General features: G+C 67.9%; 25 protein-coding genes. 15 read left to right on the top strand and 10 right to left on the bottom strand.

The features are described from left to right. Nucleotides 1-31: 31 nt before the first annotated feature. The 4 genes from hfsE to hfsH are packed head-to-tail and all read left to right on the top strand — an operon-like array spanning nt 32 to nt 4,755. Nucleotides 32-1,606, top strand: a complete 1,575-nt coding sequence (hfsE, locus tag OR37_RS12120) for a polysaccharide biosynthesis protein HfsE (RefSeq protein WP_004620115.1) — start codon at nt 32-34, stop codon at nt 1,604-1,606. Between the two features lie 10 nt (nt 1,607-1,616). Beyond that, the gene (gene hfsF, locus OR37_RS12115; RefSeq protein WP_004620113.1) at nt 1,617-3,056 is read left to right on the top strand and encodes a polysaccharide biosynthesis protein HfsF; all 1,440 of its coding nucleotides are present in this window, start codon (nt 1,617-1,619) and stop codon (nt 3,054-3,056) included. Beyond that, complete coding sequence (gene hfsG, locus OR37_RS12110; protein ID WP_004620111.1) at nt 3,053-3,982, top strand: polysaccharide biosynthesis protein HfsG; 930 nt, start codon at nt 3,053-3,055, stop codon at nt 3,980-3,982. The genes hfsF and hfsG overlap by 4 nt, the downstream gene beginning before the upstream one ends. Then, a complete protein-coding gene (gene hfsH, locus OR37_RS12105) occupies nt 3,982-4,755 on the top strand; it encodes an oligosaccharide deacetylase HfsH (protein WP_004620110.1) in 774 nt (257 codons plus the stop codon). Before hfsG ends, hfsH begins: the two co-directional genes overlap by 1 nt. Here hfsH and OR37_RS12100 read toward each other — a convergent pair whose 3' ends face one another. From OR37_RS12100 to OR37_RS12090, 3 genes are all read right to left on the bottom strand, one after another. Then, nucleotides 4,756-5,994 carry an O-antigen ligase family protein gene (locus OR37_RS12100; protein ID WP_004620108.1) on the bottom strand — a complete coding sequence of 413 codons (1,239 nt, stop codon included), beginning with the start codon at nt 5,992-5,994 and terminating at the stop codon, nt 4,756-4,758. It lies immediately after the preceding gene. A gap of 2 nt (nt 5,995-5,996) precedes the next feature. Next, entirely contained in the window at nt 5,997-6,698 is a 702-nt protein-coding gene (locus tag OR37_RS12095; protein WP_004620106.1) for a hypothetical protein, read from the bottom strand. A 74-nt stretch (nt 6,699-6,772) separates the two neighbouring features. Beyond that, entirely contained in the window at nt 6,773-8,278 is a 1,506-nt protein-coding gene (locus OR37_RS12090) for a GumC family protein (protein ID WP_004620105.1), read from the bottom strand. Nucleotides 8,279-8,363: 85 nt separating this feature from the next. On the opposite strand from OR37_RS12090, the gene OR37_RS12085 reads away from it, so the two are divergent. Beyond that, a complete protein-coding gene (locus OR37_RS12085; protein WP_004620103.1) occupies nt 8,364-9,110 on the top strand; it encodes a polysaccharide biosynthesis/export family protein in 747 nt (248 codons plus the stop codon). A gap of 51 nt (nt 9,111-9,161) precedes the next feature. On the opposite strand, the gene OR37_RS12080 is transcribed toward OR37_RS12085, so the two are convergent. Continuing rightward, complete coding sequence (locus OR37_RS12080) at nt 9,162-9,440, bottom strand: sel1 repeat family protein (RefSeq protein ID WP_004620101.1); 279 nt, start codon at nt 9,438-9,440, stop codon at nt 9,162-9,164. A 172-nt stretch (nt 9,441-9,612) separates the two neighbouring features. Continuing rightward, a complete protein-coding gene (locus OR37_RS12075) occupies nt 9,613-10,338 on the bottom strand; it encodes a glutathione S-transferase N-terminal domain-containing protein (RefSeq protein WP_004620100.1) in 726 nt (241 codons plus the stop codon). A 195-nt stretch (nt 10,339-10,533) separates the two neighbouring features. On the opposite strand from OR37_RS12075, the gene OR37_RS12070 reads away from it, so the two are divergent. Then, a complete protein-coding gene (locus OR37_RS12070; RefSeq protein WP_004620097.1) occupies nt 10,534-11,007 on the top strand; it encodes an RcnB family protein in 474 nt (157 codons plus the stop codon). A gap of 193 nt (nt 11,008-11,200) precedes the next feature. Continuing rightward, nucleotides 11,201-11,578 (top strand): hypothetical protein, encoded by a 378-nt coding sequence (locus OR37_RS21985; RefSeq protein ID WP_004620095.1) that lies wholly within the window; start codon nt 11,201-11,203, stop codon nt 11,576-11,578. A 72-nt stretch (nt 11,579-11,650) separates the two neighbouring features. Here the strand turns inward: OR37_RS21985 and gatB are convergent, their stop codons facing one another. After that, nucleotides 11,651-13,147, bottom strand: coding sequence for an Asp-tRNA(Asn)/Glu-tRNA(Gln) amidotransferase subunit GatB (gatB, locus tag OR37_RS12060; protein WP_004620094.1), 1,497 nt, complete (start codon nt 13,145-13,147; stop codon nt 11,651-11,653). Nucleotides 13,148-13,440: 293 nt separating this feature from the next. On the opposite strand from gatB, the gene OR37_RS12055 reads away from it, so the two are divergent. Further along, nucleotides 13,441-13,995 (top strand): hypothetical protein, encoded by a 555-nt coding sequence (locus tag OR37_RS12055; protein ID WP_235046576.1) that lies wholly within the window; start codon nt 13,441-13,443, stop codon nt 13,993-13,995. A gap of 56 nt (nt 13,996-14,051) precedes the next feature. Here the strand turns inward: OR37_RS12055 and gatA are convergent, their stop codons facing one another. Further along, a complete protein-coding gene (gene gatA, locus OR37_RS12050; protein ID WP_004620091.1) occupies nt 14,052-15,524 on the bottom strand; it encodes an Asp-tRNA(Asn)/Glu-tRNA(Gln) amidotransferase subunit GatA in 1,473 nt (490 codons plus the stop codon). After that, nucleotides 15,524-15,811, bottom strand: coding sequence for an Asp-tRNA(Asn)/Glu-tRNA(Gln) amidotransferase subunit GatC (gene gatC / locus OR37_RS12045; protein WP_004620088.1), 288 nt, complete (start codon nt 15,809-15,811; stop codon nt 15,524-15,526). The genes gatA and gatC overlap by 1 nt, the downstream gene beginning before the upstream one ends. An 82-nt stretch (nt 15,812-15,893) precedes the next feature. Here gatC and ruvX point away from each other — a divergent pair, with 82 nt between their 5' ends. The 7 genes from ruvX to dprA all read left to right on the top strand — a co-directional run bounded on the left by ruvX (nt 15,894) and on the right by dprA (nt 22,762). Further along, nucleotides 15,894-16,364: a Holliday junction resolvase RuvX gene (gene ruvX, locus OR37_RS12040; RefSeq protein WP_004620086.1), complete on the top strand. Its 471-nt coding sequence runs from the start codon at nt 15,894-15,896 to the stop codon at nt 16,362-16,364. 134 nt (nt 16,365-16,498) lie between these two features. Further along, nucleotides 16,499-17,755, top strand: a complete 1,257-nt coding sequence (locus OR37_RS12035) for a dicarboxylate/amino acid:cation symporter (protein ID WP_004620083.1) — start codon at nt 16,499-16,501, stop codon at nt 17,753-17,755. Between the two features lie 24 nt (nt 17,756-17,779). Next, entirely contained in the window at nt 17,780-18,775 is a 996-nt protein-coding gene (locus tag OR37_RS12030) for an aspartate carbamoyltransferase catalytic subunit (protein ID WP_004620081.1), read from the top strand. Then, nucleotides 18,772-20,082: a dihydroorotase gene (pyrC, locus tag OR37_RS12025; protein ID WP_004620078.1), complete on the top strand. Its 1,311-nt coding sequence runs from the start codon at nt 18,772-18,774 to the stop codon at nt 20,080-20,082. The genes OR37_RS12030 and pyrC overlap by 4 nt, the downstream gene beginning before the upstream one ends. 96 nt (nt 20,083-20,178) lie before the next feature. Continuing rightward, complete coding sequence (locus OR37_RS12020) at nt 20,179-20,901, top strand: hypothetical protein (protein WP_004620077.1); 723 nt, start codon at nt 20,179-20,181, stop codon at nt 20,899-20,901. A 110-nt stretch (nt 20,902-21,011) separates the two neighbouring features. Then, the gene (gene plsY, locus OR37_RS12015; RefSeq protein ID WP_004620074.1) at nt 21,012-21,668 is read left to right on the top strand and encodes a glycerol-3-phosphate 1-O-acyltransferase PlsY; all 657 of its coding nucleotides are present in this window, start codon (nt 21,012-21,014) and stop codon (nt 21,666-21,668) included. Next, nucleotides 21,665-22,762: a DNA-processing protein DprA gene (dprA, locus tag OR37_RS12010; RefSeq protein ID WP_004620072.1), complete on the top strand. Its 1,098-nt coding sequence runs from the start codon at nt 21,665-21,667 to the stop codon at nt 22,760-22,762. The genes plsY and dprA overlap by 4 nt, the downstream gene beginning before the upstream one ends. Here the strand turns inward: dprA and OR37_RS12005 are convergent. Both OR37_RS12005 and OR37_RS21450 read right to left on the bottom strand, forming a co-directional pair. Next, nucleotides 22,759-23,547: a hypothetical protein gene (locus OR37_RS12005; RefSeq protein ID WP_081612929.1), complete on the bottom strand. Its 789-nt coding sequence runs from the start codon at nt 23,545-23,547 to the stop codon at nt 22,759-22,761. The genes dprA and OR37_RS12005 overlap by 4 nt on opposite strands. A 122-nt stretch (nt 23,548-23,669) precedes the next feature. Then, nucleotides 23,670-23,840, bottom strand: coding sequence for a hypothetical protein (locus OR37_RS21450; protein WP_004620069.1), 171 nt, complete (start codon nt 23,838-23,840; stop codon nt 23,670-23,672). Nucleotides 23,841-23,909 lie beyond the last annotated feature (69 nt).

Raw genomic sequence — 23,909 nt, 5'->3', positions numbered from 1 at the left:
GAAGACAACGGCGTCGTCGCGGAAAATTACCATGTTAACGCGGCGCTCAGACGGCGAGGCTAGGTTGAACGCGGTTTTTGAAACGACAAGCGTCATGCAGCCCGCCGCTCCGCCTACCGCCGAAGCCCAACCCGCCGTCGCTTTCCTCGCGCGTGCGGACAAGCGCGCGCGCGCCGACGTCGACGGCGAAGAGGCCGGCAAAGCGCGGCGGGGTCCCTTTCGCCCCGGCCAGCTGATACCATCGCGGGCGCGACTGGAGACCCGGCCGCTGTCGCGGATCTTCCGCGTCGTCGACATCCTGGCCGCCGTCCTGGCGGCGCTGGGCGTCACGGCGGAGGGCCATCCGATCGCTGGGGGCCTGTGGGCGATCACCGCGCTGATCGGGCTGCGCGCGCTGGGCCTCTACGGCTTCCCGCGAGGCGACACCGCGCGACGCCACCTAGGTCGAGCGGCGCCGGCGCTGGCCGCGAGCTTCCTCGCCGCGTCGACCGTTGTCCTGTTGTCGGGTCATCCCGACGCCTCGACCTTCTGGACCCTGGCCACGGCCACGGTCGGACTGGCCGGCCTGCAAGCCGTCTGGTGGCGCGTGATCGCCGACGGACGCAAACAAGGTCGCCTGACGCCGAACATCGTCGTCATCGGCGCCACGGCCAACGCCGAGCGGCTGATCAACGCGGCCATGCGCACCGGCGAGGTCAATGTGCTGGGCGTTTTCGACGATCGCCTGGACCGCGCGCCTGAGACCATCATGGGCGTGCCAGTGCTGGGCGACACCAACGCCCTGCTTGACCACCGCATCATGCCCTATGTCGACCGGGTCGTGATCGCGGTGCGATCGACCGCCGAGGTTCGCGTGCGCCAACTGGTCGACAAGCTGGGCGTTCTGCCCAACCCTCTCAATCTATTCATCGGCGTCGGAGGCCCGGCCGAGGACGACCTGGCCCTGGCGAGGATCGCGGCCGGCGGGGAAAACGAGCTCTCCGGCGCCGGGCTCTCGCCTCGCCACGCCTGGATCAAGCGCGCCCAGGACCTGACCGTCGCGATCCTGGGCCTGGTGGTCGCCGGCCCCGTGATGCTGATCGTCGCCCTGGCCGTGAAACTGGACAGCCCCGGCCCGATCTTCTTCCGCCAGCGCCGCCATGGCTTCAACAACGAGGAGATCCTCGTCTGGAAGTTCCGGTCGATGCGTCATGAGATGGCCGACGCCCAAGCCGCGCGGCAGATCAGCGCCAACGACGACCGGGTCACCCGCGTCGGCAAGTTCATCCGCAAGACGAGCCTGGACGAGCTGCCACAGCTGTTCAACGTGCTGCGTGGCGAGATGTCGATCGTCGGTCCCCGCCCCCACGCCATCGGCATGAAGACCGGCGGCGTCGAGTCGGCCAAGCTGGTGGCCGAATACGCACACCGCCACCGCATGAAGCCCGGCCTGACCGGCTGGGCGGCCATCAAGGGCTCCCGCGGCCCCGTCGATACCCCCGAGAGCGTGCGCCAGCGCGTCGCTCTGGACGTCGAGTACATCGAGCGCCAGTCGTTCTGGCTGGACCTTTACATCATCGCCATGACCATCCCCTGCCTGCTGGGGGATCGGTCGGCGGTGCGCTAGGTCGGCGACGATGTTCTGGCGCGGCGTTCTTGGCTACTTGCCGGTCAATGTCGTGCAGGGGGTGGTGGGCTTGCTCACCATCGTTCTGTTCACGCGTGTGCTGGATCCCGCCCAGTATGGCGTCTACGCCCTGGCCTTCTCGGTCGGCAGTCTGACCCAGACGATGCTGCTGACCTGGACCGAAGCGGCCATGGCCCGCTTCCTGGCGACGCGGGGTCAGGACGGACGCCTCGCCGACCATTTCGCCACCCTCTATCGGCTTTGGCTTAGCGCCGCCGTACTCGTTCCCCTGGCTTGCGCGGCCGTCATGCTGGCGCCGCTGCCCGCCCCGATGAAGGTCGCCTTGGTGGCGGCTCTTGGCTCGACCTTGGCCAACAGCCTCATGAAGCTGGCCCAGGAGCGACGGCGCGCCGCCGGCGAGGTCTCGGGCGCCGCCATCCTGGCCATCGCGCAGAGCGCGGGCGGCTTCGCGATCGGTCTTGCCCTGGCCCTTGCCGGTCTGGGCGGCGCCGCGCCGGTCCTTGGGGTCGGCGCGGTCTCGGCCCTATGCGCCGTGGTCGTCCTGCCAGGCGAATTGAAACGGGTCGCCGGCGGGCGGTTCGACGCGAGCCTGGCCAGGGCCTACGCCGCCTATGGCCTGCCCGTCGCCTTGTCGCTGATCCTGGCCCTGGTGCTGGCCAGCACCGACCGCCTGCTGCTGGCCGCCTTTCTCGACGAGGCCACGGTCGGCGTCTATCACGCCGGCTATTCGCTCGGCAGCCGCACGCTGGACGTCGTCTTCATCTGGCTGGGCATGGCGGGCGGTCCGGCGCTGATCCAGGCCCTGGAACGCGGTGGTCAAGCCGCGCTCTCCGAAGCCGCGCGCGAGCAGGCCGGCTTCATGATCCTGCTGACCGCGCCCGCCGCCGTCGGCCTGGCGCTGGTCGCCCGTCCGCTGGCGGACTTGATGGTGGGCGAGCCCCTGCGGGCCGGCGCCAGCCATGTCACGCCCTCGATCGCCGCCAGCGGCTGGCTGGCGGGCATGACCACCTACTATCTGTTGCAAGCCTTCACGCTGGCGCGCCGGACTCCGTTGTTGATCGTCAGCATGAGCATACCGGCGGCGGCCAATGTCTTGCTCAACCTCGCCCTCATTCCGCGTCTCGGCCTGGACGGCGCGCTGTGGGCCACGACGCTGAGCTACGGCCTCGGCGCGATCGTGGCCTGGACGCTAGGCCGTCGCGCCTGCCCTCTGCCGATGCCGCTGGACGTCTTGGTCAAGGCCGGGGTCGCGTGCCTCGCCATGGCCGCTTGCGTTCGCCTCGTTCCGCCGCTGGGCGGCCTTCCGGAATTGGCCCTGAAGGCCGGCGTCGGCGCGGCGGTCTACGGCGCCATCGTCCTGGGCCTCGATATCGGCGGCCTGCGCGCCAAGCTCAACCTGATCCTACGGCGGAGGGCGCTCGCCCTATGACCATGCCCATCACCGAGATCCGCATCGAGAACGCCGAGTGGGCCCACGCGCGACCGCGCCTGTCGGTTCTCATTCCGACCTATCGCGACGATCCCACGGCCCTGCTGAAGGCGCTGGACGATCCCGGCGCGGGCGCCGAGGTCATCGTGCTGGATGATGGAAGCGGCGACGACGTCCTGGCCGAGCGGATCGCGCGGCGGATCAACACGTCGCGCATCCCCGCCCGCTTCATCCGCCTGTCCAGCAACGAAGGCCGCGCCAAGGGCCGCAATCGCCTGGCCGGTCACGCGCGCGGCGGACACTTCCTGTTCCTGGACAGCGACATGCTGCCCGACACCCATAACTTCCTGTCGCGCTGGCTCGCCGTCGCCGAAAGCGATGCGCCGGTGGCGTTCGGCGGCTTCACCCTGGACCAAACGCCCCGACGCCCCGAAACCGCCCTGCACCGAACCATGGCGCTGAAGAGCGATTGCACCCCCGCCCCGGACCGCGCCAAGGCCCCCGAAAAGCATGTGTTCACCTCGAACCTGCTGGTGCGTCGGGACGTCTTCGAGACCATAGGCTTCGACGAGGGCTTTTCCGGTTGGGGCTGGGAGGACGTGGAGTGGGCCATGCGCGTGGCTCGCCGGCACCCGATCCTTCACATCGACAACACCGCCTCGCACCTCGGCCTCGACAGCGCTTCGGTCATGGCGGCCAAGTACGAGCAGTCGGCGGCCAACTTCGCCCGCGTGGTCACGGCGCACCGCGACATTGTCAGCGCCTATCCCAGTTACAAGGTCGCCAGCGCGCTGAAGAACGTTCCGCTGAGCGGCGTCTGGCGACCGGTGCTCAAGCGGCTGGCCTTGGCCGAGGCGGCGCCCCTATCGCTTCGCGCGTTCGCCATGCGCCTCTATCGCGCGTCGCTCTACAGCGAGGCCGTCTGATGTCGGCCGAGTTCGACAAGGTCGACGCCTACGAGCCCGATCGCTCGCTGAAGGGCAAGTTGCGCCGTCGCCTGATCCGCCTGGCCCACCGCCGACCGGCGCGCGTCAAGCTGGATCGGCCGATGGTGTCGTTCAGTTTCGACGACGCCCCCGCCACCGCCTGCGAGGCCGGCGCCAAGGCGCTGGAGGATCGCGGTCTGCGCGGCACCTACTATTTCGCGGCAGGCCTCACCGGACGTGATGGTCCGATGGGGCGCTTCGCCACCGGCGAGGACGCGCGTCGCCTGCATGACGCGGGCCACGAGATCGCCTGTCACACCTATTCGCATCTGGACTGCGGACAGTCCTCGGCGGCGATCACGATCAGCGACGTCGAGCGCAACGCCGAGGCCCTGGCGGCCTGGGGAACCGGCGCGCCAGTCAGCTTCGCCTATCCCTATGGCGACGTCGGCGCGCCGGCCAAGACCGCCCTCGCCGGCCGTTTCAAGACCCTCCGCGCCCTGCACCACGGCTTGATCACGAACGGCGCCGACCTGAACCAGGCGCCGGCGGTAGGCATCGAGGGCGACGACGGCGAGGCCATCGCCAAGGCTTGGTTAGACCGAGCCAAGGCCCGCAACGCCTGGCTGATCCTCTACACACACGACGTCGCGGATCGCCCTTCGCAATGGGGCTGCACGACGGGAGGCCTGGAACGGCTGATCGACCGCGCGACGGCCGAGGGCTTCGACATCGTAACCGTGGCCGAGGGCGCGCGCCGGATCGGCCTCTGATCAGCCCTCGTCCTGGGCCCTGTCGGAAAAGGCCAGCTTGGCGGCCAGGGCGACGAAGATCGCCCAGCGGAAGTCGTTATAGACCACCGCGATGCTCTCGGTCAGGCTGACCAGGCTGTAGACGACGAGAAACGGGAAGGCCAGCATCGCGCCTCGGTCGCGGAAAACCGTGATCACCGCCAGCGCCATGGTCTGCAGGTAGAAAAGCCCCCACGCGCAAAGGCCGACAATGCCCATGCCCAGCCACTGCTCGATCCAAGAATTGTGGGCGTGCTGGGGCGTGAACTTGGCGTCGTGGACGATCCAGGCCAGCGGCCCCCAGCCCGACTTGTCGCTCCAGACGGCCGCATAGCCATAGCCTAGCCAGGGGCGCTCCTGGATTTGGCGCATGGCCGCGGTCCAGATTTGAGTTCGGCCGGTGAAGGTGGCGTCCTTGCCCAGGAGGTGGAAAAAGACGTCCGAGGCCAGCAGGACGAACGCGCCCAGCAGGGCCGCGCCACTGACCGCCGCCCAGGTGGCGGCGGCGCCGAAGGCGGGTCCCCGTTGCGCGATCCACACGAAGCCCAGCGCCAAGAGGCCGAGCACCAGCGAGGCCAGAGAGGTCTTTGACTGCGAAAGGATCACCAGACCAAACGCCAGGGCCGCGAAGGGCAGCCAGATCCGGGCCGAGCGCGGCGTCAGCAGGGCGGTGGCGCAGAGGATGCAGATGCCCAGCGCCATCAGGCCGCCCAGGGCGTTCTTCTCCATCCAAAGCCCGCGCCAGGCGCCGGGGAAGAGCTCGGTCATGACGCCCACGCGGGGCATCGCGATACTGACAAGGTAGCTGCCAACGATCAGCAGCGCGAAGGTGATCGAGAACACCTTCGCCAAATCCGCCCAGCGAAAACGCGCCGCCAGGACCAATCCCGACATCGTCGTGCAGCCCACCGCGAAGCCGCGCCTTATCGAAACGTCCGGCTGAATGGACCAGTAGATCGACGCGGCCACGACGCCCATCAAGAGGATCAGAAACGGCTGCCGCAGCGTGGCCCGCAGCATGTTCCAAGGATCGCCCGCCACCAGAAAGAAGCCGAGGGCGTAGGCCGGCAGGAAGGCCACCCGCAGCAGGGCCGAAGCCGACTCGTCCGACTTTTCGCCGAAGATCGGCAGTTGCCAGCCCGAGCTGTATATCAGCAGCATCGCCACCGCGGCGGCGATCGTCAGCGTCGAGGGCCGGAGAGCCCTGGGCTCTCCCGCCATCGTCACGACAGGATCGCCTTCAGGAAGGCCGGCGGCTGCACCGAGACCTTGTTGAAGAACATGCCCGCACACTGGCCGCCCGCGGCGATCAGGGCGTCTCGCAGCAAAGCCGGCTGGCGCACATCGGGCTGATCGGCCGAGACCACCAGCACCGTCTGATCCATGTGCGAAGCGACCGTGGTGGCGGCCTGGGATCGATCGGCCGCCGGACTGTCGACCACGATCACCTCGGCATGCTTGCGCAACGCTCGCCAATAATCGGCGGAGGGGATGACATGAACCTGCTGGCGGCCACGCAGCGCTTCGCGATTGAATCGAGCGATCCACAGCCGAGGACCGCCGACGCTGTGGCCGACCAGAAACTTGGAGTCCGGCCAGACGCCGCCTTCCGCCCGGGGCGTTGGGGGCTGAACCGTGAAAAAGGCCGAACCGTCCGGCGAGGCGGCGACCGGCGGGCCCAAAGGACCGAAGCGGTTCGCCTCGGCCGCGATCGCGGAGAGCTGGCTGGGATGGTTCAGATCAAGGTCGATCAGCCAGGTCTTCCGGCCGGCGCGTCGCGAGGCGAAACGGGCGAACTCGCGGGCAACCGTCGAAGTCCCCTCGCCTCGCCGCGCCGAAACGAACTGGACGACGTGCGGACGCCCAGCCGGGGGGGCTCCCAGCGCGCTCCAAAGCTCCGTCATCTCGACGTTCAAGTCGACCATCTACCGAATCGCCACGCACTCAAGAGATGGCAAGTTGCGACATTAACCCTGTCGGCGAAAGGCGACGAAAACGCTCACCGCTTGTAGCCGGCGGTCGCCAGCACGGGCATGTTCAGGGTTCGCGCCGCCGAGGCTGGCGTCTGCAGCCCCGGGCGCAGGAACATGCGCACAAGGCCCGCGCACAGCGCGGTGAACATGGCGAACACGACGGCCAGCATCAGAACCGGCTTCTTCAGGCTCTTGCCCGTCGACGGCGCGACGGCGCGCTGGACGATGCGGATATTGTCGCTGCCCTCGGCCGACATTTGGCGCTGAGCCTCGTCCTGCTGTTCCTTGACCGTGAAATCCCGGACATTCGACGACAGAACGTCGCGATCGCGGGACAGTTCGTTGAACTGAGGCTCCAGCTGGGCCAAGCGCAGCAGGCGCGCGTTCACGTCCGGCACCTGCTGAGCATAGATCGCCTGCGACTTCTGCAGCGCCGCGACCTCCGCCTTCAGGTCGTTGCGCGTCGTTTGCAGGGTTTGCCAGATGGGGTTGGGGCCGCTGCGACGCGCGCCTTCGCCCGCCGTGCGACCGGCGGCCAGGCCCTGCTCCAGCTGAGCGATCTGGGCGTTGATGTCGATGATCGGCTTGGCGTTCGGCGTGTAGCGGGCCAACAGCCCCTCGCGCTCGAGCTTCAGCTGCGCCAACTTGGTCGAGGCCGACATGTCGGTGTCGCGATAGAGGACGGTCTCGGCGGGCGTGCGAGCGAGCTCTGCCTCGACCGCGGCCAGCCGGCCGGTCCGGTCCTGAAGTTGCGCCTCGACAGCGTATTTCTGCTGCTCGACCTGGGCCTGCAACTGGATCAGGGCCGTCTTCTGGGCGTTGAAGTCGCCGATATCGTTGGTGCTCAGAAATGCCTGATAGGCCGCGTCGGCCTCGGAGAGCTTGCGCTCGAAGATATCCCGCTGGCGCTCCAACACGCGGCTCTCTCCGCCGATCAGCAAGGTGCGGCGGTAGATGAGATATTCCTCGAGCAGGGTGTTCAGCACCTTCTCGGCCATGTCCGCGTCCTGGTGCTGGTAGGACAGGCGGATGATCGAGTTGTCCGGCGCCGTTTCGATCTTCAGATTCTTGCCGATCGCGTCGCGCGCCTCTCCCATCAGCTTCCGCTTCTCCTCCGGCGTCGCGCGGGCGTACTTGTCGGCGACCTTCGGAAAGATGGCGCCGAGGCCGAGCTTGCGGATCACGCGCTCGTGCAGTTCGCCGCTGTTGAGAATCTCGGCTTCCGACTGGATGACCTGATCGCTATTGGGCACCGCGCCGCGGCCGGCGTCGCCGGCCCGGGGTTCGTAGACATATTCCTGGCCGAGGCGAACAAAGAGGCTGGAATTGGCCGTATAGGTCTTCTTCAGCGTCATGGCGAAACCGGCGCCGAGCACCACGATCACCAGGAAGACGCCCAGCATCAGCCACTTCTCGCGCCAAAGCAGGGTGACGAAGTCGGTCGGCGCGTAACGCGGACGCGCGCCGCCCAGCCCGCCAACGCTACGAGGCGGCGGGTCGTGGGGCACGCTGATCCAGGCGCTCGTCGACATGCGAATCCGAACGGTTCAATCTGCTTCGCACCCTGGAGCGAGCAGCCTTAAGGGTTCGTTACCCATTCCTGTTAAGACTTGCCCCATGCACAGGCGCACGCATCTCTGGACGGCCTTGGCCGTGGTCCTGACGGCCAGCGGCCTCGCCGCTTGCGGGCACATCGACGCCGAACCGATCACGCCGGGGCCCAGGCCGACGGCGCGCTTCCCCAATATCGGCTACGCCGACTGGAGCGACGACGAGCCCTCCTACCGGTTCTATCCCGGCGACGAGATCGAGCTGACCGTGCCCTCCGCGCCGGAGCTCAACAAGACGGTGACGGTCCAGCCGGACGGGCGCGTGTCCCTGCCTCTGATCAGTCCGGTCATGGCGGCCGATCGCACGATCCAGGACCTGGAAGGCTCGATCAGCCAAGCCTATTCCAGCCAGCTGCTGCGTCCCCAGGTGCAGATTTCGGTGAAGTCGACGACGCCGCTGAAGATCTTCGTCGGCGGCGAGGTCAAGAATCCTGGCGTCTTCGACATGGCCGGCGACGGAGACGCTCTGCGGGCCATCATCCAGGCGGGCGGCTTCACCCCCGGCGCGAAGCGCAATCAGGTTGTGATTATTCGCCGCGGGCCGGACGGCAGGGCGATGATGCGCACGGCGAACATGCTCGCGGGCCTGACCAGGAGCGGCGGCGCGGACCTCGTGCCCCTGCGCCGCTTCGACGTGGTCTATGTGCCCCGCAGCGGCGTCGCCGAGGCGGGACTCTTCATGCAGCAGTATTTCCGCGATCTGCTGCCCATCAGCTTCAGCTACGCGATCAACGGGAACGTCAACGGCAACTGACCGCGACCCCGGCCAGAGCCGGGAGCGGACCGAGCCCGGAGAACCGGGCTCTTAGCCGTGGGCGAGCCATTCGCGAGCCTGGCGTTGAGCCTCGGCGACGTCCTCGCTGGCCATCTCCTGCGACAGCTCCTTGCGATAGATCTTGGCCTCGACCGAACCGCGCATGGCGGCCAGGTTGAACAGCATGTGGGCCGACACATAGTCCAGCGGCGCGCCGCCCTGACCGGTCGAATACAGCAGCCCCATCCGGAACAGCTCGTCGCCGGTGGATTCGGCGGTGGGCAGCGGCAGCGTGGCGACGACGGCCGGCGGTTCGTTCATCAACATCATGGCTCATCTCCTCTCTCAAGCTCGCCCCGGCCTTTTGCCGGATCAGAGCCTGAGAGAAGAAAAGTCCAAAGCGGCTGAACATATAGTTAAACGCGCGAACATCATGAATTTATCGACGAATACACGAGTTGTTCAAGGATATTACGCGGCGTAAAGGCCAGTATACAGCCGGTTAACGCGCCCGCTGCCCGAACAGGACTCGACGAGCCTCTTCCGCCGCCTTTCCAGAGGCTTGCAGACCGCCCGATCTCAGTTCCGCGCCCAGCTTGAAGCCCTTCTGCACCGCTTCTCGACCGCCCACGCGCTCGAACCACGCCTTCAGGTTCGGGAATTCGTCGAGAATGATGCCCTGGTTTTTCCACGGCACAATCCACGGCCAGCTCATGAAGTCGGCGATGGACAATTGGCCGCAGATGAAATCGCGCCCCTCCAGGCGCTTGTTCAACACCCCGTACAGACGGTGTGTCTCGTTGGTGTAGCGGATGGCGCCATAGGCGATCTGACGCTGATCGGCGATGATCGAAGCGGCGTATTGGCGGAAATGGTGCGTCTGGCCAGCCATGGGGCCCAGCCCGCCCATCTGCCACATGACCCACTGGTCGATCTCGACCCGGTCCCGCTCGGTCTCGCCGTAGAACTGGCCGGACTTACGCCCCAGGTACTGAAGGATGGCGCCCGACTCGAAGATCGAGATCGGCTGGCCGTCGGGTCCCTCGGGGTCGACGATGGCCGGCATCCGGTTGTTGGGGCTGATGGCCAGGAAGTCGAGCTTGAACTGTTCGCCGGTCCCGATGTTCACCGGGATCATCTCGTAGGGCAGCCCCATCTCCTCCAGGGCGATGGACACCTTCCAGCCATTGGGCGTGGGCCAATAGTACAGCGCGATCGGTTGGCTCATCGGCCTTCTCTCCCAGTGCTTGTGATTGATCCAGAAGATGGCCGCGAGGCCGGCCCGCGCCAAGCCCTCTCGGAAAAGCCTGACCAGCTCATTCAGATCAGGTTCAGCCGAACGACCGCATCGTGCGTTTCAAGATCGAGGGAAGTTTCCAGGCGGCGTGTTTTCCAAAACCGTCGCGCCTTAGGAGAAGACGAGATGAAACGTCTGCTGCTCACCATCGTCGCCGTGGCCTCGGTGGCCGGGCCGATGGCCCTGACCGCCGGTGACGCGGCCGCCCAGGACCGAGGCCGCTGGGATCACGATCGCGGCTGGGATCGCGATCGCCGTGACTGGGACCGTGGCGAACATCGCGGCTGGGACCGCGGCGGTTGGGATCGCGACTGGGATCGCGGCCGTCACAACGGCTATTACTACAACAATCGCTGGGCCTACGGACCGCCCCCGCCCGCCTACTACGGCCGTCCTGGCTATCGCCCCGGCTATGTCGCCTGGTCGCGGGGCGGGTATCTGCCCGGCTACTATCGTGGCGGCGGCTATATCGTCCATGACTACTATCGCTACCACCTGCGCCCGCCGCCCCGGGGCTACTACTGGTACCGGACTGGCAATGACTACGTCCTGGCCGCGATCGCCAGCGGACTGATCTTCGACGTCATCGCCAATCGCTAGACCTGAAGACCCTTAGGTCTCAAGACACGGCGTCCTGGGCTTTGCCTGGGGCGCCGTTTTGCGGCCATCCCCGCCTCGACCTCGCCGCGTATGCGGCCCAATGGCCTGATTGCGAAGTCAATTCGACCGCATTGCCGGGTCAGCGTTAGCCCCGCGTCACATTCCGACGCTGCAGTAATTTGGTCCCAACGCGATGAAGACCCTGCGCATCACGACGGTCGCCCTGACCCTCGCCGCGGCCGCCTACGCCGGCTCGGCCTTGGCCCAGACCGGCCTGCCGCCGACCTCGACGCCCGATCCCTCGCCCGCGCCGCAATCGACGCCCCCGACCAACGCCACGCCGCCCGGCAACCTGCCGCCACCGCCGCCGCCCGTGGACAATCCCGGGACCACGACCGCCCAGCTCCCCGCGCCGCCGCCCCCCCCGCCGCCGCCGCCGGGCGTCGCCGACGAGAGGACCGCGCCAACTCCTCCCGATAGGGCCGCGAAGAAGGCCAAGAAGCACAAGCCCGGCCCAGAAGCTCCCATGACCGGACCGGACTCGATGTCCCCGCCTGGCCCGCCCCACTAGACCTACGCATCAACGAAGAAGGGCCCGCGGCTTTCGCCCCGGGCCCTCGTCATTTCGGCTGACCGGTCGATGCTACTCGACGCCGAGCTTCTGGCGCAGCAAGGCGTTGACCGTGCCGGGGTTGGCTTTGCCGCCCGTGGCCTTCATGACCTGACCGACGAACCAGCCCAAGGCCTGCGGCTTGTCCTTCACGGCCTCGGCCTTGTCCGGATTGCCGGCGATCAACTCGTCGATGGCCTTCTCGATCGCGCCCGTGTCGTTGATCTGCACGAGGCCGCGCTTCTCGACGATCTCCGAGGGACGGCCCTCGCCGGCCCACATGTGCTCGAAGACCTCCTTGGCGATCTTCGACGAGATCGTGCCATTCTCGATCAGCTCGACCAACTGGGCGATGTCGCTATGCGGCAGCGGCGAGTTCGCGAACTCGGTCCCGGCCGCCGACAGCTTGGCCAGCAGCTCGTTGGTGACCCAGTTGGCCACCAGCTTGGCGTCGCGCCCCTTCGCGGCGGCCTCGAAATAATCGGCGCGGTCGGCGTCGATGATCAGCACGCCGGCGTCATAGGCCGACAGGCCGTACTGGCTCTGCAGGCGCGCCTTCTTGGCGTCCGGCAACTCCGGAAGGGTTTCCTCGATCGACTTCACCCAGGCCGAGTCCAAAACCAACGGCAGCAGGTCGGGATCGGGGAAGTAGCGATAGTCGTGCGCCTCTTCCTTGCTGCGCATTGAGCGGGTCTCGCCCTTGTTCGGGTCGAACAGGCGGGTCTCCTGGTCGATCTTGCCGCCGTCCTCGAGAATCTCGATCTGGCGGCGGGCCTCGTACTCGATGGCCTGCTGGATGTAGCGGTACGAATTGACGTTCTTGATCTCGCAGCGCGTGCCCAGGTGGCTGAAGTCACCCGTGGCGCGGAACTTCTCATAGTCGCCCGGACGGCAGACCGAGACGTTCACGTCGGCGCGCAGGTTGCCCTTCTCCATGTCGCCGTCGCAGGTGCCCAGATAGACAAGGATGGTGCGCAGCTTCTTGACGTAGGCGGCGGCCTCTTCCGAGGTCCGCATGTCGGGCTTGGAGACGATCTCCATCAGCGCAGTGCCCGCGCGGTTCAGGTCGACATAGGTCGCGTTCGGATCCTGGTCGTGCAGCGACTTGCCGGCGTCCTGTTCCAGGTGCAGGCGCTCGATGCGCACGTCGAAGGTCGTGCCGTCATCGCGCTCGACGGTGACGACGCCCTCGCCGACGATCGGCTGGTCGAACTGGCTGATCTGATAGCCCTGCGGCAGGTCCGGATAGAAGTAGTTCTTCCGGTCGAAGCGGCTCTTCAGATTGATCTGGGCCTTCAGGCCAAGGCCCGTCTTCACGGCTTGCTCGACGCAGAACCGGTTTAGCACCGGCAACATGCCCGGCATGGCGGCGTCCACGAGGCTGACCTGCTCGTTCGGACCCGCGCCAAAGCCGACGGCGGCGCCGGAGAAGAGCTTGGACTTGCTGGCGACCTGAGCGTGCACCTCAAGACCGAGGACCATTTCCCAGGGGCCGGTGCGGCCTTGGATCTGTTTGGATTCTTGCGTCATGGGCGTCTCTCTACATCAAGCGAGCGGGGCCGGAAAAGCTTTCGACACGCTTCTTGGAACGGTCGCGCGTCCTGCCCCATCCCAGAAGGCGCCAGCCTTCTTAAGTAAGCTGGACCGTCCAGATGAGCCTTCGCACAATAAGGCGAGTTTTGGTCGGAACATGCACCATTGCATGGCCGGGGAACTTCTGAGTTATCGCGCCGTTCGATTCCACGAACCGCTCACTCATGGAGGTAGAAATGACTACGGCTCGCACTGCCCGCCCCACTCTCAATTTCGATGCGGCGGAACCGATGGTTTCGACCGACCCGAATGCTTCGGCTCTGTTTCCCAACCAGCCGGTCTATGCTCGAAAGCCCTCGCGCAAGACCCGTGGCAACCTACCGCTTCTGGTGGGCGCGCCCGTCCTCGCTATCGTCGCCGGCGGCTTGATCTGGGCCTCGATGGCCGACCATCGCGACGCCCCGACCGATCCGGCGTCGCTGAGGAGCGCGACCGCCGCGACGGCCGCGCCGAAGACGGCCACGCCCGCCCCTGTCCAAACCGCCGAAACGCCGGCGCCGGCCGCTAAGCCTACGGAACTAGCCTCGAACGCCCCCGCGACGAAGGCCGCTCCCTCGACGCCGCGCGCCCAGCCGAAGGCCGCTACGGCTTCTCGCCGAAGCAGCGCTAGCGAACGCGCCCCGGACGCGGAAAGCGCTTCGGCCAACGTCAGCGCCACCGTCCCGGCGTCTCCGCCCGTCGTGGCGGCGCCCGCGCCGGTCGTGGCCGCGCAGCCGCCTCTGGTGACCCCGCCCGCGGCCGCGCCGCAGCCTCAGACGGTTCCGGACACCACGAACCCGATGTGATCAAGCTCTGCTAACGAAGAAGGGCGGCTCTTTCAGGAGCCGCCCTTTTGCTTAGATCACCACCACTTCTCTGCCTTGGCGGAGAAGCCAGCGGCCTTCTCGACCGCCCCGGCGACCGAGAACACCGTCGCCTCGTCCAGAGGCTTGCCGATGATCTGCAAACCCAGCGGCAGACCATTGGCGTCGAGACCAGCCGGCAGGGAGAGGCCCGGCAGGCCCGCCAGGTTCGTCGTCACCGTGAAGACGTCGTTCAGGTACATGGCGATCGGATCGTTCGAATTCTCGCCCAAGCCGAAAGCCGCCGAGGGCGCGGTTGGCGTGAGGATCGCATCGACCTTTTGCCAGGCGTTGTCGAAATCCTCGGCGATGCGACGGCGCACCTTCAGGGCCTTCAGGTAGTAGGCGTCGTAATAGCCTGCCGACAGCACGTAGGTGCCGATGAGAATGCGGCGCTTGACCTCGTCGCCGAAGCCGGCGGCGCGGGTGTTCTCATAGATCTCGGTCAGGTTGGCCCCGTCCTCCCGCAGGCCGTAACGCATCCCGTCGTAGCGGGCGAGGTTCGACGAGGCCTCGGCCGGGGCCACGATGTAATAGGCCGGCAGGGCGTACTTGGTGTGCGGCAGGCTGATGTCGACGATCTCGCAGCCAGCGTCCTTCAGCCAGGCGATGCCGTCCTGCCAAAGCTTCTCGATCTCGGCCGGCATGTTGTCGACGCGGTATTCCTTGGGGATACCGATCTTGAGGCCCTTCACCGACTTTCCGACGAACTGCGTGAAGTCCGGAACCGGCACGTTCAGGCTGGTCGAGTCCTTGGGGTCGTGGCCCGACATCGAGGTCAGCAGGAGAGCCGCGTCCTCGACGGTCTTGGCGATCGGGCCGGCCTGGTCCAGCGAGCTGGCGAAGGCGACGACGCCCCAGCGCGAGCAGCGGCCATAGGTCGGCTTGATGCCCACGGTGCCGGTGAAGGCGGCCGGCTGGCGGATCGAACCGCCGGTGTCGGTGGCCGTGGCGCCCAGGCACAGGTCGGCGGCGACGGCCGCGGCCGAACCGCCGGAGCTGCCGCCCGGCGTGAGGGCCTTGTCCGAACCCTTGGCGCGCCAGGGGTTGGTGACCGGACCGAAGTAGCTGGTCTCGTTCGACGAGCCCATGGCGAACTGGTCGAGGTTCAGCTTGCCCAGCATCACCGCGCCGTCGCGCCACAGCTGGCTGGTGACGGTCGACTCGTAGGTCGGCGTGAAGGTCTCGAGGATCTTCGAGCAGGCCGTGGTGCGCACGCCCTCGGTGCAGAACAGGTCCTTGACGCCCAGCGGCGCGCCTTCAAGCGGGCCGGCCTCGCCCAGCGCCCGGCGGGCGTCGGACTTGGCGGCCATGTCCAGCGCCTTTTCCGGGGTCTCCAGGATGTAGGCGTTCAGGGGGCGCGCGGCCTCGACGGCCTCGATGTGGGCCTTGGTCAGTTCGACGGAGGTGAATTCGCGCTTGGCCAGGCCGTTGAGCGCGCCGGCCAGGGTCAGCTTCGTGAGGGCGCTCATTACTCGACCACCTTCGGCACGACGAAGAAGTTGTTCACGGACTTGGGCGCGTTGCTGGTCACCCGCGCCGGATCGCCGCCCATGGTGACGACGTCGTCGCGCATCGGCAGACCGGAGGCCACGACGCTGGTCAACGGCTCGCAGCCGTCGGTGTCGACCTCGGCCAACTGCTCGATCCAGGTCATGATGCCGTTGAGCTCCTGAGCCAAGGCCTCGATGCGCTCTTCGGGTTCGGCGATGCGGGCGAGCCGGGCGACCTTCCGCACCGTGGCGGCGTCAATGGCCATGGGGATCTCCTGAAATTCGAACGCGTCGGTTACTAGGCCGGAGGCGAGGTTTCAAGCCGCGCGGCTCCTGATAAAGAGAGCCATGCCCGTTCTCGACATCGAAGACTTCGCCGCCGCCCTGCCCCAGTACGCCCCGATCGTGGGCCTGGACCCCGGCGAGAAGACCATCGGCGTGGCCGTCTCGGACGTCACCCGCACCGTCGCCAGCCCCTTGGCGCTGATCGAAAAGACCAAGTTCACGAAGGACGCCGAGACGCTGTTCAAGCTGATGGACAGCCGGGCGGCGGTCGGAATCGTGGTGGGCCTGCCGATGAACATGGACGGCACGGAGGGCGTCCGCTGCCAGTCCAACCGCGCCCTGGCCCGCAACATTCTGCGCCTTAAGCCCGACCTGCCCATCACCTTCTGGGACGAGCGCCTGTCGACGGCGGCGGTGACGCGGGTGCTGATCGACGAACACGACGTCTCTCGCAAGCGTCGCGACGAGGTCGTGGACAAGATGGCGGCGGGCTGGATCCTGCAAGGCGCGCTAGAGCGGTTGCGGGGGCTGTAGCCCGCCTCTTGTCCCCTCCGCGCTAACGCGCTCCTCCCCCGGAGAGGGAAGAAGGCGCCTGCCCGACACCTCACGCTTGCGCATAACGGCGTTTGCTCGCCAAAATGCATTCGCGAAACGCTGGGGGCGGTTGGATGTCGCGCACAACTTGGATTCTCGTCGCGCTGTTGGGCGGAGTGCTGGCCGGCCTGGCTCTGCGGATCAGCGGTCACACGTCCGTCGCCGACACCTTAGCGCCTGTCGGAACCCTGTGGCTGAACGGGCTACGCATGACTCTCGTGCCGCTGGTGTTCTGCCTGATGACGACCGGTGTAGCCTCGATCGCCGACGCCTCGGGCGGCGGGCGGATCATCGGGACCACGATCGGCGTGTTCCTGGCCCTGCTGATCCTGGCGGCGTTCGCGGGCGCCGTGGTGGGCGTAGGGCTGGCGTCCATCTGGCCGCTTCATCCTGTGGGCGCGGCCCTGGCTATCGGCGCCAAGACGCCCGCGCCGCAGAACATTGACATAGCCAGCCAGATCATTGCCCTGATACCGCTCAACCCGATTGCGGCGGCGGCCGAGGCGGCCATGACCCCGCTGATCATCTTCGCCGCCATCCTGGGCGCGGCGATCGCCCGCCTGCCGAAGGTCCAGCGCGCGCTACTGGTCGACGTGCTGAAGGCCACCGGCGACGCCATGCTGGTGATCGTCGACTGGGTGCTGCGCGCTGCACCGGTCGGGATCTTCGTCCTGGCCCTGGACGCGGCGGCCAAGACCGGCTTGGACATGGCCGCCGGCCTCCTGCAATACGTTCTAATGCTTGTGGCGGTGCTGGCCGTGGGCCTGTTGATCACCCTGACGCTGGGTATGGTCAGCGGCGTCGGCCCCATGCGCTTCTTGCGCGCCGCCGCGGGACCGCTGGCCCTGGCAGCTAGCACCCAATCGTCGATGGCCTGCCTCCCCGCCCTCGTGAAGGCCGCCGAGCAGGACCTAGACCTGCCGCCCGCCGCCGCCTCGACCATCCTGCCGCTGGCCACGACGGTCTTCCGGTTCGGCAACGTGTTCGGCGTGGTCTCGGCGGGACTGTTCGGCGCCCTGCTGTTCGGCATCCATCCCAGCGCCGCCCAGATCGCCCTGGCTTGCGCCGTCGCCGTGTTGACCAATATCGGCGTCATGGGCCTGCCCGGCGCGGCGGTGCTTCTGGCCTCCTACGGGCCAGTGTACATGACCCTTGGCGCGCCGATGGAGGCCATGACCCTGCTGATCGCCGTGGTCGCCCTGCCCGACATCGTCGACACCAGCGCCAACGTCACCGGGCAACTGGCGGCCACGACGCTGATCGCCCGCTGGACGGCCGCGCCGGCGCCCATCCTAGGAGGGACAACCGCCGAGCAGCCTTCCCTTACCTGACAAAGCCGCCTATGAGGCGGGCTCATGACGGCTCCAGCCCATGATCCCGCCCGCGCTGCGATCGACGCGATCCGCGCCCGCGTCTTTGCGTTTCCCAAGCGCCATTTCCTCTCCGCCGGGGACCTGAACGCGCCCCAGGCGGCGGATCTGCTGGATCTGGCCGAGGCCTTCGTCGCCTTCAATCGCCAGACGTCCAAGACGCTCGACATCCTGAAGGGCCGGACGCTGATGAACCTGTTCTTCGAGAACAGCACGCGCACCCAGAGCTCGTTCGAGCTGGCCGGGAAACGCCTCGGCGCCGACGTGGTCAACATGAACCCCAAGACCTCGTCGGTGGCCAAGGGCGAGACCCTGATCGACACGGCGGTCACGCTGAACGCGATGCGCCCGGACCTGCTGGTCATCCGTCACGCCTCCTCGGGCGCGGCTAGCCTGCTGAGCCAGAAGGTCAGCGGCAGCGTGATCAACGCCGGCGACGGCCAGCACGAACACCCGACCCAAGCCCTGCTGGACGCGCTGTCGATCCGTCGCGCGTTTGGCCGGGTCTCGGGCCTGAGCGTGGCGATCTGCGGCGACGTTCTGCACAGCCGCGTGGCCCGTTCGAACGTCGCCCTGCTGCACACCCTAGGGGCCAGTGTGCGCCTTGTCGGTCCCCCGACCCTGATGCCGGCCCAGGCCGAACGCTGGGGCGTGACCGTCCATCACGACATGAAGTCGGGCCTGGCCGGCGCCGATGTCGTCATGATGCTACGTTTGCAGCTGGAACGGATGCAGGGCGCGTTCGTGCCCTCGACCCGCGAGTACTTCCGCTTCTACGGGCTTGATCGGGAAAAGCTTTCCCGCGCCGCGCCCGGAGCCAAGGTCATGCACCCAGGTCCAATGAACCGAGGCGTCGAGATCGACAGCGACGTTGCCGACGATCCGGCCGTCAGCCTGATCCAGGACCAGGTCGAGATGGGCGTCGCCGCCCGGATGGCGGTGCTGACCAGCCTTGCCGCGCGGCTGGAGGCCGGCCAATGAGCAAGTCCCCCGTCTCCCAGCCCCTGGCCTTCGTCAACGCCCGCCTCGTCGATCCGGAAAGCGGCTATGACGGTCCAGGCGGGGTCATCGTCTCCGAAGGCGTCATCGCCGACGTCGCCAAGGGCCGCGAATTCGGCAAGCTGAGCAAGGCCGTTCGGGTCATCGACTGCGGCGGCGCCCTGCTCGCCCCCGGCCTGATCGACCTGCGCGTCCGGACGGGCGAACCCGGGGCCGAGACCAAGGAAACCCTGGCCAGCGCGGCCAAGGCCGCGGCCGCCGGCGGCGTCACCTCGTTCGTGGTCCAGCCCGACACCGCCCCCGCCATCGACGACCCCAGCATGGTCGACTTCATCCTGCGACGGGCGCGCGACATCGACAGCGCCCGGATCCTGGTGGCGGGCGCGGCGACCAAGGGCCTTTCCGGCGAGCAGATGGCCGAGATCGGCCTCATGCGCGAAGCCGGCTGCGTCTATTTCACCGACGCGGGCAAGCCGATCGTCGACAGCAAGGTGATGCTGCGGGTCCTGACCTACGCCAAGGGCTTCGACGCGCTGCTGGCCCACCGTCCGGTCGACCCATGGCTCGCGCGGGGCGGCGCGGCCACTGGGGGCGAATTCGCCGGCCGCATGGGCCTGCCGTCGGTCTCGCCGATGGCCGAGCGGATCATGCTCGAACGCGACGTCGCCCTGCTGGAAGCCACCGGCGGACGCCTGCTGGTCGATCAGATCACCTCGGCGCAAGCGCTGGAGACCCTGGATCGCGCCAAGAAGAAGAAGCTTCGGATCAGCGCCTCGGTGTCGATCAACCACCTGTCCTTCAACGAGCTGGACATCGGCGACTATCGCACCTTCGCCAAGCTGAACCCGCCCCTGCGCGGCGAAGACGACCGCCAGGCGCTGATCGAGGCCCTGGCCAGCGGCCTGATTGATATCGTCGTCTCGGCCCACAACCCGGCCCCCGCCGAGGACAAGCGCCTGCCCTTTGACGAGGCCGTTCCCGGCGCCGTGGGTCTGGAGACCCTGCTGCCGGCCCTCTTGTCGCTGTACCACGACGATCGCATCGCCATGGTCGACCTGATCCGCGCCGTGACCCTCGCCCCGGCGGAGCTGCTGAGCCTGCGCGGCGGCCGCATCGCCCCCGGCGCGCCCGCCGACCTGGTGCTGTGCGACATCGACGCCCCGATCATCGTCGACGCGGCGCGGCTGCTGTCGAAGTCCAAGAACTCGCCGTTCGATGGGCGTCGGTTGCAGGGCCAGGTGCTGATGACCGTGGTCGACGGCCGGGTCGCGCACCGGGCCGAGGGCTGATCCGCCAGGGTCGCGCCACTCAAAGATCATCGTTCGCCCATTGTAAATGACCCGATCCTCCCGCACAGTCCGCCGGCGAGAGTTCGGGATCCCCAGATGACCGCGATCGAAGCTGGCCGCCGGCCCGCCGCCAACGTCGGCCGGCGTTTCTACCTGATCATGTCGCTGCTGATGGCCGCGGTGTTCATCGGCGGCTTTGGCCAGACCGTTCCCGACGACTTCGCGCCGCCGGGCCTGCCGCTGCTGTTCCACATCCACGGCGCGGTCTTCACCTGCTGGGTCTTGGTGTTCGTGGCTCAGCCGGCTTTCGTGGCGCGCGGCTCGATAAAGCTGCACAGGCAGGTCGGCTTGGCCGGCACCGCGCTCGCCGGTCTGATGGTCGTCATGGGCCTGGCCGCGACGATCTCCGCCTTTCCGGCGCGCAGGGTCCCGGCGTTCTTCCCGTCGACCATCTTCCTGGTCATGAACGTCCTCGGCATCCTGACGTTTGGCGGGCTGGTCGCTGGCGGGATCGCGCTTCGCCGCAAAGCCGAATGGCATAAGCGTCTCATGCTCTGCGCCACCGTCTCGATCCTGGGACCGGGCCTTGGCCGCCTCTTGCCGATGGGATCGTTTGGCGCGGCGGCGCCGGCGGTGATGTTCGCGGTCATCCTGGCGTTCGCCCTGGCCGGACCCGTGGCCGACCTGATCGTCCGCAAGCGCGTTCATCCCGCCTATGCCTGGGGCGTCGGCGCGATCGTGCTCAGTACGGTCCTGATTCCGCCGCTCGCGTTCACGCCGCAAGCCGCGGCTCTGGTGAGTCTGCTGCGGGGGTTGTAGCGGCGCCAACGGCTATTTTGCCCTCTTCGTGAGTCTGCCCTAAACCTAAGGCGCAACTCACGCTTGCGTCGCGGTTGAACTCGCGCGCAACTCGCCCTAAGGTCGACTCCGTGCAAGATCTCGCCTCCGCCACCTACCTGACGCTCGCGATCGCCGTGATCGGAGGCTACCTGCTCGGGTCGATCCCGTTCGGGCTGATCGCCACGCGTCTCGGCGGCGCGGGCGACATTCGCAAGATTGGCTCGGGCAATATCGGCGCGACCAATGTGCTGCGCTCCGGACGCAAGGATCTGGCGGCCATCACCCTGCTGGGCGACGCCGGCAAGGGGATCGTCGCGGTGCTGCTGGCCCGCTTCCTGACCCATGGCGATCCGGCTGTGATCGCCCTGGCCGGCGGCGCGGCGTTCCTCGGCCACCTGTTTCCCGTCTGGCTTAAATTCAAGGGGGGCAAGGGCGTGGCGACCTTCTACGGCGTGCTGCTCAGCGCCTGCTGGCCCGTGGGCGTGGCGGCCGCCGTTACGTGGCTGGCCATGGCGTTCCTGTTCCGCATCAGCTCGCTGGCGGCTCTGACCGCGGCCGTGCTGGCCGCGCCGTTCGCCCTGGCCTTCGACCAGCCCTACCCGATGCTGGGCCTTTGCCTGTTCATGGCGGTCCTGATCTTCATCCGTCACCGGGAAAATATCGCCCGGCTGCTGAAGGGCCAGGAGCCGAGAATCGGCCAGAAGAAGAGCGCGGAGGAACCGCCTCCCGTCACCGGCGCGCCGTGATTCCAGGCCGGCTCTCGGACATCCAGCGCTTCGCCTGGCTGCGGCTGGCGCGTACCGAGACCGTCGGCCCCGTCGCCTTCGAGCACCTGATCACGCGGTACGGCACGCCCGAGCGGGCGCTGTCGGCTCTGCCCGATCTCTCCCGACGCGGCGGCCGCGCCGTACCGTTGTCCCTCCCGCCCCGCGACGCGATCGAGCGCGAACTCGAGGCCGGCGCGAAGCTGGGCGCGCGTCTGCTCTGTGGCGGCGAACCCGATTTTCCGCCCCGGCTGGCCGCCCTGGACCCGCCGCCGCCGGTCCTATGGGCCCTGGGCCGCGCCGAACTGCTGTCGGAACCTAGCATCGCCATCGTCGGCGCCCGCATCGCCTCGGCGGCCGGGCAGCGCTTCGCGAGGCAACTGGCCACCGATCTTGGAACCGCCGGCCATGTCGTCGTGTCGGGCATGGCGCGCGGCATCGATGGCGCCGCCCACGAGGGCTCGCTCAAGACCGGCGCCGTGGCCGTGCTGGGCGGGGGCGTCGGCGACGTCTATCCGCCCGAACACGACAAGCTGCACGCCCGTCTCGCCGCCGAGGGCTGCATCGTCTCCGAAAGCGCGCCCGATCGCCGCGCGCAGGCCAAGGACTTCCCGCGCCGCAATCGCATCATCTCCGGCCTGTCACTGGGTGTCGTGGTGGTCGAGGCCGAGCTGAAGTCGGGTTCGCTGATCACCGCCCGCCTGGCCGCCGAGCAGGGACGCGACGTCTTCGCCGTGCCCGGCTCGCCGCTGGATCCGCGCTCGAAGGGCACGAACGACCTGATCCGCCAAGGCGCGATTCTGTGCGAGGGCGCCGAGGACGTCCTGCGGTCGCTGTCCGGCCACACTCACATGCGCGAGCGCGATCACGGATACGACCCCCAGCCGGACGCGGATATCGACCACGACGCCCTGCGTGAAAGGGTCGCCGCCCTGCTCTCGCCGACGCCTATCTCTCGCGACGATCTGGTCCGCGCCGCCGCCGCCCCGGCCTCGGCGGTGATGGCGGCCCTGGTCGAGCTTAGCCTAGCGGGTCGGGCCGAGTTGCTGGACGGCGGATTGGTGGCGGGCGTTTAACCTCCAGCCCGCCGCGCGCCCTTGGCGAACAGCAGGTCGGACCATCGCCAGCGGCCGCCGCCCAGGGCGAACCTCGCGCCGCCGGGGCCGTCGTTGAGCGAGATCAGCACCAGGCCGCGCATCGGTTCGGCCTTGCAGGCCGCCGGGGCGAAGGCGACCTCCATCATGATCATCTCGCGCAGACCCGAAAGGCCGTCGCCTTCCTCGCCGTCGGTGCGCACCCAGTCGCCGCTCCACAGCAATGGCGTGCGGCCCAAGCCGACGGTCTCGGCATGGGCCCGCATCAGAGCGGCGCGGGCGCGGGGATTCTTGCGCAGGCCGTCCTGCAGCAGCCGAACCATGTCGCAACCCGCCCCGCCGCCTCCGCCGCCCGCGCCCGAGCCGGCGGTGGCGGCGCCCTGCAGCTCGGAGTCTCCGAGGCCCATAACCCGCGCCGGGGCCGGCTTGGCGCTGGCCGGCAGCGGTGTGACGTCCTTGGGGATGGGAGCCTTGGTCTTGCGGAGCGGGGACCGAGGGGCGGCCCTGGCTGTGTCCTTCGGCTTTTCCGGCGAAGGCTTCTTCTTGGGCGCCTTCGCCGGCGACTTGGGCGCTTCGTGCGGCGCGGGAGGCGGCGGCGGGGGTGGAGGCGGCGGCGGGGGATCGACCAGCGACACCTGAACCGACCGGGGTTCGGGCGGGGTCGGCGTCACATGGGCGGCGAAAAGCACCGCGACGGCCGCGACATGCGCGGCGAGGCTCACGATCAAGGCCGCGCCTCTTCCGCCCCGTCGTCTCCACCGCGCCATCTGCTCGCCACGCCACGGACCGATGCGCCGGCCCGAACGTCTGTGGACCACGGCTCCGCGTCAGGAAATGGGCGAATGGTTCAGCTAGGGAAGAAGGACCGGTCCTGGTCCTAGAATGCGCGCTAGACGGTGATGTCTAGCTTCAACCCCGTCCCCGCCGCCGGCGCGGCGCGCACGGCCTGCTTCAGCCGATCGGCGATCTCCGCGCGTTCGGCGTTGGACGTCACGGGCTTGATCGGTTGGATCGGCGAGACATAGGCCTCGGTGGCGATCCGGTTGACGGTCAGGTCCATTGGCTCGATGCGGTCGCAAAACTAGCCACACCACTGTCGCGCAACGGTCTTAACAACCGCCTACCAGAC

The sequence above is a fragment of the Caulobacter vibrioides OR37 genome (assembly GCF_000372645.1).
Lineage (GTDB): Bacteria > Pseudomonadota > Alphaproteobacteria > Caulobacterales > Caulobacteraceae > Caulobacter > Caulobacter vibrioides_E.
Note: the sequence above shows the minus strand (reverse complement) of the source record. Positions and strands in the feature narration are given on the sequence as shown.